Origin of the sequence: Cryobacterium sp. M15 (assembly GCF_002929675.1) — a bacterium.
GTDB lineage: Bacteria > Actinomycetota > Actinomycetes > Actinomycetales > Microbacteriaceae > Cryobacterium > Cryobacterium lyxosi.
This window is the reverse complement of record NZ_PJJW01000015.1, coordinates 1-6556: the sequence shown is the minus strand read 5'-3', so window position 1 is coordinate 6556 and position 6556 is coordinate 1. Positions and strand designations below refer to the sequence as shown.

At 57.1% G+C, this 6556-nt stretch carries 5 protein-coding genes and 2 pseudogenes; 3 read left to right on the top strand and 4 right to left on the bottom strand.

The features are described 5' to 3' along the window. Positions 1–595 precede the first annotated feature (595 nt). Positions 596–1006: an ATP-dependent DNA ligase gene (locus CXY83_RS00225; RefSeq protein WP_369831103.1), complete on the top strand. Its 411-nt coding sequence runs from the start codon at positions 596–598 to the stop codon at positions 1004–1006. Between the two features lie 249 nt (positions 1007–1255). Here the strand turns inward: CXY83_RS00225 and CXY83_RS00220 are convergent, their stop codons facing one another. The 4 genes and pseudogenes from CXY83_RS00220 to CXY83_RS00205 all read right to left on the bottom strand — a co-directional run bounded on the left by CXY83_RS00220 (position 1256) and on the right by CXY83_RS00205 (position 6058). After that, positions 1256–2311, bottom strand: coding sequence for an alcohol dehydrogenase catalytic domain-containing protein (locus CXY83_RS00220; RefSeq protein WP_104195439.1), 1056 nt, complete (start codon positions 2309–2311; stop codon positions 1256–1258). 1202 nt (positions 2312–3513) lie between these two features. Further along, complete coding sequence (locus tag CXY83_RS00215) at positions 3514–4128, bottom strand: hypothetical protein (RefSeq protein ID WP_146069780.1); 615 nt, start codon at positions 4126–4128, stop codon at positions 3514–3516. A 543-nt stretch (positions 4129–4671) separates the two neighbouring features. After that, positions 4672–5144: pseudogene (locus CXY83_RS00210) on the bottom strand (Dps family protein). 683 nt (positions 5145–5827) lie between these two features. After that, the gene (locus CXY83_RS00205) at positions 5828–6058 is read right to left on the bottom strand and encodes a hypothetical protein (RefSeq protein ID WP_104195437.1); all 231 of its coding nucleotides are present in this window, start codon (positions 6056–6058) and stop codon (positions 5828–5830) included. On the opposite strand from CXY83_RS00205, the pseudogene CXY83_RS18450 reads away from it, so the two are divergent. Together CXY83_RS18450 and CXY83_RS17930 are read left to right on the top strand one after the other, a co-directional pair. Then, positions 5990–6199, top strand: a pseudogene (locus tag CXY83_RS18450) (transposase); the annotation flags it as partial. The gene CXY83_RS00205 and the pseudogene CXY83_RS18450 sit on opposite strands and share 69 nt — an antisense overlap. 24 nt (positions 6200–6223) lie before the next feature. After that, positions 6224–6532, top strand: coding sequence for a hypothetical protein (locus tag CXY83_RS17930; protein ID WP_233200485.1), 309 nt, complete (start codon positions 6224–6226; stop codon positions 6530–6532). The last annotated feature ends 24 nt before the right edge of the window (positions 6533–6556 follow it).

Genomic DNA, 6556 nt, shown 5'->3' with positions numbered 1-6556 from the left:
AAATCATTCGCAGACGACCAAACCTTCGCCGACTCCGAACTATCCCTCGAAGACGCAACAAACCTCAACCGCGCCGCACACAACAACTAGTTCACAGAGAATCACATGGAGCGGGGCCTGCACGACCGAAACCCGGTCATGCAGGCCCCGCTCCATGTGACTGCTCCCCGCGAGATATTGCGCAATGTCATACTGGGAGGGCAGACCGAACGAAGGTGTTCATTCGTGAGAATCACGTGCTCGTATTGTCGTCCTCAGACGCAGATCACATTGAACCCTGCCTGGAACGCAGAGACTGCTACACCGCGCTATGTGCTGAAATATTCCGGCGATAACGCCACCACGATCCGTCTCTACCAGGGTTGCCACCAACCCCGCCAGCCAGCGGCCGGTGCAACACCCGCCAGATCTCCTACTCATTCAATTTGAACCGTGCCATTGCAGTTCTGCAAATGCGTTCGGAGGGAAAACAGGGATATGCGAATTGGGCTGACGAAGTCATAAAACGGTCTGTAGAAAAATCTTTTCACCTTTCAATGGCGGGTGACTCCTCACTCAGGACGCACGCCACATATCCCAGGAAACGTCGTGTGTTGTGGGTTCGTTAGAGTACGGCAATAAAACGATCGAATTTGACGATCGGGTTCTGGCGCACATTCAAATCGTGATTGTCCGCAAGCTTCGCCGAGGCGAGAGCTTCCTGCTGTCCTGGGAAAATGTCGCGGAGACGGGACCCGGTCGAAGTTCAATATGGGTACACCCCGCCATCCCCCTCTACTTCAAATTCCATGGCAGTCGCTCGCCCAGCGTAAATCCGGTCTGGTTGGCGGAACTCACCCTGTCCGCCGACAGCTCTTTCGGGATGCTCATTACGTCAGAGAAAAATCGCTCAGAAATACGCGGCAAACGAACTCACAAAAGTGTTGACATGCGCTATGTCAGCGCCGCGATGGCCTCCGCCATCCACCAGCAACGAACGCGCGAGCAACAACCGGCACGCGAGTGAGAACCAATTTCATCCAGGTTGCCCTCATGAACGATCCGCGTCGTCGACATGTTCTCGAGCCGGCAACTCATCTCTGAAAACCTGCGTTCGCGTGGTGACTTGAGAGCGGTAAAGAGAATTATGGACGCTCTTCGAAAAGAATACCAGGGCGCTGTTAGCGTGACTGGCCTACTTATCGAAGAGCGCAGACAGCCCGGAATCAAAGATGCAAGATACTTTCGGTATATTCGGCTCCGAATGGGAAGTTGCTCATGTGTTGAGAAGAACCTTTAGAGCTTTCGTCTCGGCAGCACGCCCGAACACGTCGTAGGCCTCGATGATGTCTTCGAGCTTGAAGGTGTGGCTGACGAAGTTCTCGGCCACGATCTTTTTCTGCGCGACGAGCTTGAGAAGAATATCGAGCGTGTCGGTGTTGACGAGGCCCATGCTGATATTAATGTTCGAGATCCACAGGTCCTGCAGCGGGAAGTCGACCGATTTACTGTGCACTCCGACGTTCGCCACGGCGCCGGCAGGACGCACGATGTCGAGACACATTGCGAAGGTCTGCGGAATACCGACGGCCTCGATCGCGACGTCGACCCCGAGCCCGTCGGTCATCGCGAGTACCTGCTTCTTCCAGTCGGTTTCACTCGAGACGACCGTGTCGGTGGCACCGAACTTTGTGGCCTCCTCCACTCGATTGGCGTCGAGGTCAATCGCAATGATCCGCGAGGGACCGTAGAGACCAGCCGTGGCGATCGCCGCGAGTCCGACCGGACCCGCACCGACGACCGCGACGACATCGCCGGCCTTGACCCTGCCATACTTCACACCGATCTCGTGCCCAGTCGGCAAGATGTCCGAGAGCACAGTTCCCTGCTGAGGGGTGACGTTCTCGGGCAGCAGGTAAACCGACGTCTCCGCGAAGGGTACCCGTACGTATTCGGCCTGCGTTCCGTCGATGAGATGGCCCAAAATCCAGCCAGTGCCCGATGCGCCCTCGTCGGCAAGGCAATGCGAGTAGACCCCTACCTTGCAGTAGCTGCAGTGTCCGCAGGCGGAGACGCAGGAAAGAATGACCTGGTCGCCCAGTTTGAGGCTCGTCACGGCAGTCCCAAGCTCGGTGATCGTGCCCACGCCCTCGTGGCCGAGGATCCTTCCCACCTCAACCGTGGGAACGTGGCCTTTGAGGATGTGCAGGTCGGTGCCACAGATAGTCGTCGTGTCGATCTTCACGATAATGTCGGTCGGCTGCAGGATCGCCGGGTTAGGCACTTCTTCCCACGACTTCTGGCCTGGACCTTTATAAACGAGTGCCTTCATGGAGTTCCCTTCGGACAAATGGGCATAGTTAAACTCTTTCGACTATATGCCCGACGCGATCGGCATGGGCAGTATCGGGTTTTGACCCCTCATGGTTCCAACCGCGGCGCATTGACTAAAAATTGTTCCTACCCTCGTGTATGGCGGCTTATCGAGGGTCATCTCCGTTGCCAGCGAGGGGCGTCTTGGTCACGTCCCGTCGGGTGGACGCTCCGACGGAACTGCTAACGCGCACGTCGTCAGAGCCATTCAAACCGACAGCATTCCTGTTCGATGATTTTCCCGTGTTGTGAAATCACATATGACATCAGCGAAACAGTGGAAGACCTGAGGTAAGCCACTTCCCGAGCAGCCCAAGGGTGTCCGCGCACTAACCTCGATCTTTCATCGGGCGCTAGAAAAGCGCTGGTTGAGCGTCAATGCGCTCGGTTGTAGCTGATTCTGTCGGCTGGATACGATCATGGGCCGCACAGCCCACATTTCCGGACGTTGTCGGCAGGGCTGAGAAAAAAGCACAGCAAGCGCTCGTCGACCACGACATCCACGCACAGAACCAGACCACTCCCCACCCAACTCTTGTCGGAACCGTCATTTCAATGATTCACCTGTCAGAAACACCTTGCCAGCCAGCGACCCAATCGGCCTTGTGGTCGGCCGACAATAACTTGCGGGAACGGCTTAGGCTGGACGCCAGCCGACGGGGGTGAACCGTCCGTATTCCAGTTGACGTCACAGCACTCGATTCGATCAGGTATACGCCCAAAGCGTGCACACTGCGCTGACCGCGTTCCTCATCACCGTCGCTTTGCTCTGCGGCGCCCGTTGCTACTGCCGCCTAGGAGGCGCGGAACCCTCACTGGTGTTGTGTTATTTCTCAGACGATGCCGGTCAGGTGTGTTCGAGCGCGGCGCCTCAGGACCTTTTTCTCTCTGGTCTGTTGATCTGGAATGTCGCGATTTGGCTGAGAGCGGATCGGATTTCATCGTGTCCTCCGGTCAGTTCCTCTCCGGACTTAGCCTCGAAAGTGTAACCGAGTGGTAGCGCTTGGCGTGCTGACTATCGTCGCTGTGGTTCAATCTTCCGATCACGCAGCTGTGTGTCCGATCTTCCTGGTCATCAAATAACGTTCCGCTGGGCGTTGCCAGATTTAAGCAGCAACATAGGTTCGCTATCGGTAATGGAATACAGGCGGCCACACGTTACTATTCAAAGTTCTTGATTGGGGCCACAAATTGGGTTACGGGGCCGTCAGAGGGAAAAGACCTGAGCTCCACGGAAAACGTTCGTTCGTTGTCATCAGGGGTAACAGGAACCGAATTCACCTTGATCACCAACTCCTCCACACCATCACGCTGCCAACGATGTGAGGGATTGGCAACTTCGAGAACAGCCACCGGATCACCGACTTGAATGCCGTCAACGGTCTCGATTCCTATTCCGTGGACCTCTGCCGCCGTGACGTGCATGATGATCTCCGGGTTGGTGGGACGTTGCGCAGGCCCGTCCGTGCCGATCGACACCCCACTCCAGTCGTAGTCAACCGAAGGGATACCTTCATAGGTGGTTATGACGGGTTCTTCCCCGAATACGGCCGTGAGCGCAGCAGCCACCGGTGCAATGGGTTCGAAATAACCGAACTCATCACGTATCGTTCCATCGTCCAGGACGACTTGGATACTACTCGCAGACACAACCAAATGGTCCGGCGCGGCAAAGGCCTCGGGACTCGCCTCGTTCTCTTCTGTGGTCGTTGGGGTAACCGCTGGAGCCGGACTATTTGGCTGAGGCCCATTCGAGGAACAACCGGTCAGGATCACAGCCAGACCTGCGACGGCTGCAAAAAACGTTCCCCTACTCATAAGTTCCCCGTTCGACTAAGTTCCCATCACCGTATCAGGAGCCTAGAAGGCGTCTCGCTTACGCACATTGGCGAACCAACCCATTCATGCAGTGGAGCACATCCCGCAACGTTGTCCTCACTCATACAGCTGAGCTTTCCGACGTGGTAGACGTGTGCCTATGCGCCAACGGGTCTGCTCAGGCACGCCTCATCTTTTGGCCGCTGCGTGCCCGTTGAACATGACAAGCTGCACTGCTGCAATCGGCGACTAATCAGTACAGGCGCGCACGGCGGTAGAGAACGTCGATGTTGCTTTGCGAGCAGCGAGAGCCGGACTGGAGAATGTCCTGAGCACACGGACTCTCGCCGCATCTTCCATTCAGAGCGACCTCGCGGACCCTGCAGCAGCCGTTTTTGACGCCTTCGAGAAGAATGACACATCAAGGACGCTCCAGAAAGTCACCATCCCCGGACACAATACGGATCAACTCGTGGCAATTGAACCTGTCGAAGCCTGGGCTTAGACGTGGTTCTGCGCCGCCGATTGCGGCCGCCGATTCTCAGCGCTGACCATCCAGACGTACTGCTCCAACTTCTCAATGAAAAGATGCAGAATATCGGCACTGGTGGGATCTTCCTCGTCGACCTCATCATGCACGGCCCGCATGTTCTCCACCGTGAGGTTCAGGCGTTGCGTGAAGAGGTTGATCGCGTCCGTGGTGATTACCTCGCCGGCGGGAAAGCTCGGCAAATGCGTGGTCGCGGCGACAATTTCGATGCGTCCGTCGGGCTGCGCGTTGAGGGCGCGCAAGCGTTCGGCTAATTGATCGGGAACTGACGCACATCCCCGACGATTTCGTCGAGCTGCAGGTGCAGGTCACGAAAGTTCGGTCCGACGATGTTCCAGTGAGCCTGCTTGCCCTGCAAATGCAGCGCAATCAGGTCGACAAGAACGGACTGCAAGTTCGTGCGAAGTGTCTCGGAGGCGTGCATGGTGTCCTTCCGTGGTAAACGGATAAAGCAAAAAACATGGCGTCATTGCGTCAGCCACCGTCGCGGTTGAGCGAGTTTCAACAAACGTCTTGACCTGTTTGAGGTCTCTCCTGATAATATGACCATCAACCCAAAGACCGCGCTGAGCTGTATTGACCCGGCAGGCGATTGACCCGTTGAACGGACAGCTCACGAAAGAGAATGTCATCAAAGCACAATCACGTCGGGACCTCACTTCCGAATACGAAACGACGCCGTGAAATGAGTCGCCTTTGCAACCAGGCGGCCTCGACCGGTCTTCGGTCGGACTAAGTCTGCGAGATGAGAGAGACCCAATGTCATGTATCCCACGGGATGCGCCTGTTTGTTTTGCCAAACACAGAGCTTGTTCAGCCGGCATTCAGTCCATACTCGTATTGTTCGAAACGGAGTCCCCACTTCCAACGAATGAGTCCCGACAGATTCCTCACCTCCCCCAGGCGCAGCGTAGTCGGGGCTTTTTCGTAACTATCACCGAACTCGTTGGAAACTCCCAGCCATTTAGGGCCGTGCGCGCTGAGCCCACCGCTGGCCTGCAATCGGTCCGGTCAATCCCCGGCTCAGTCCCCGGTAGCAACTCGTTTGAATCGTTTTGGATAGTATTTTTAGTGACGTCGGTTACTGTAGCGAGAGAGGGCCCACCGCTAATGCAGTGGGCTCTCGCCAATTCCGGGCGTTGGCCAGGCCTCCACGTGTGAGATCGCGGCGCGCAGGGCTGTGGTCAGCCAGTTTCCTTCCCAGCGGTCATTCCCGATGTCGATGTTGCCATCGTCACGAAGTAGGCCAGCCGCCAGAACCCAGTTCTCCTGGCCGCAAGCGGAGTCGGCCCATTCGTTGCCGCCCACCTGCTCGCCACCGCCGCTGACACTCGACATCACATTACTCCCAAGGGTCAATTCGCAGCCCTCTGCGGCGCCGCACCGCTACCGGCATCCTCCGGAACACGGCAGCGCTTCCGTCTCTCTCGCNCCGGAACACGGCAGCGCTTCCGTCTCTCTCGCGGTGGTGACCGGCAGGCCAACGCGGCCTTGCACCGCATCGTGCTGCTTCGCACACACCACAAAGAACCCCGTACGGCCTACATCGCCTGGCGGACCACCGAAGGCCTCTCCGACCGCGACCTCGTCCGCTGCCTCAAACGCCACGTCGCCAACGAAATATTCGCAGTGCTCACCCAGAATCCCACCATCGCGCTACCTATCGGACCGCGGCTTCGACAACGTCGTCAAACCCTCGGAATCGTCCTCACTGAGGCGGCCAAACAACTCGACGTACCCTACCAGCGCCTACGCCGACTCGAAATTACACAACGTGCTGACACCAATCTGGAAGTCGCCTTCAGCGCATAGCTCGACGACAAAACTCAACAACCC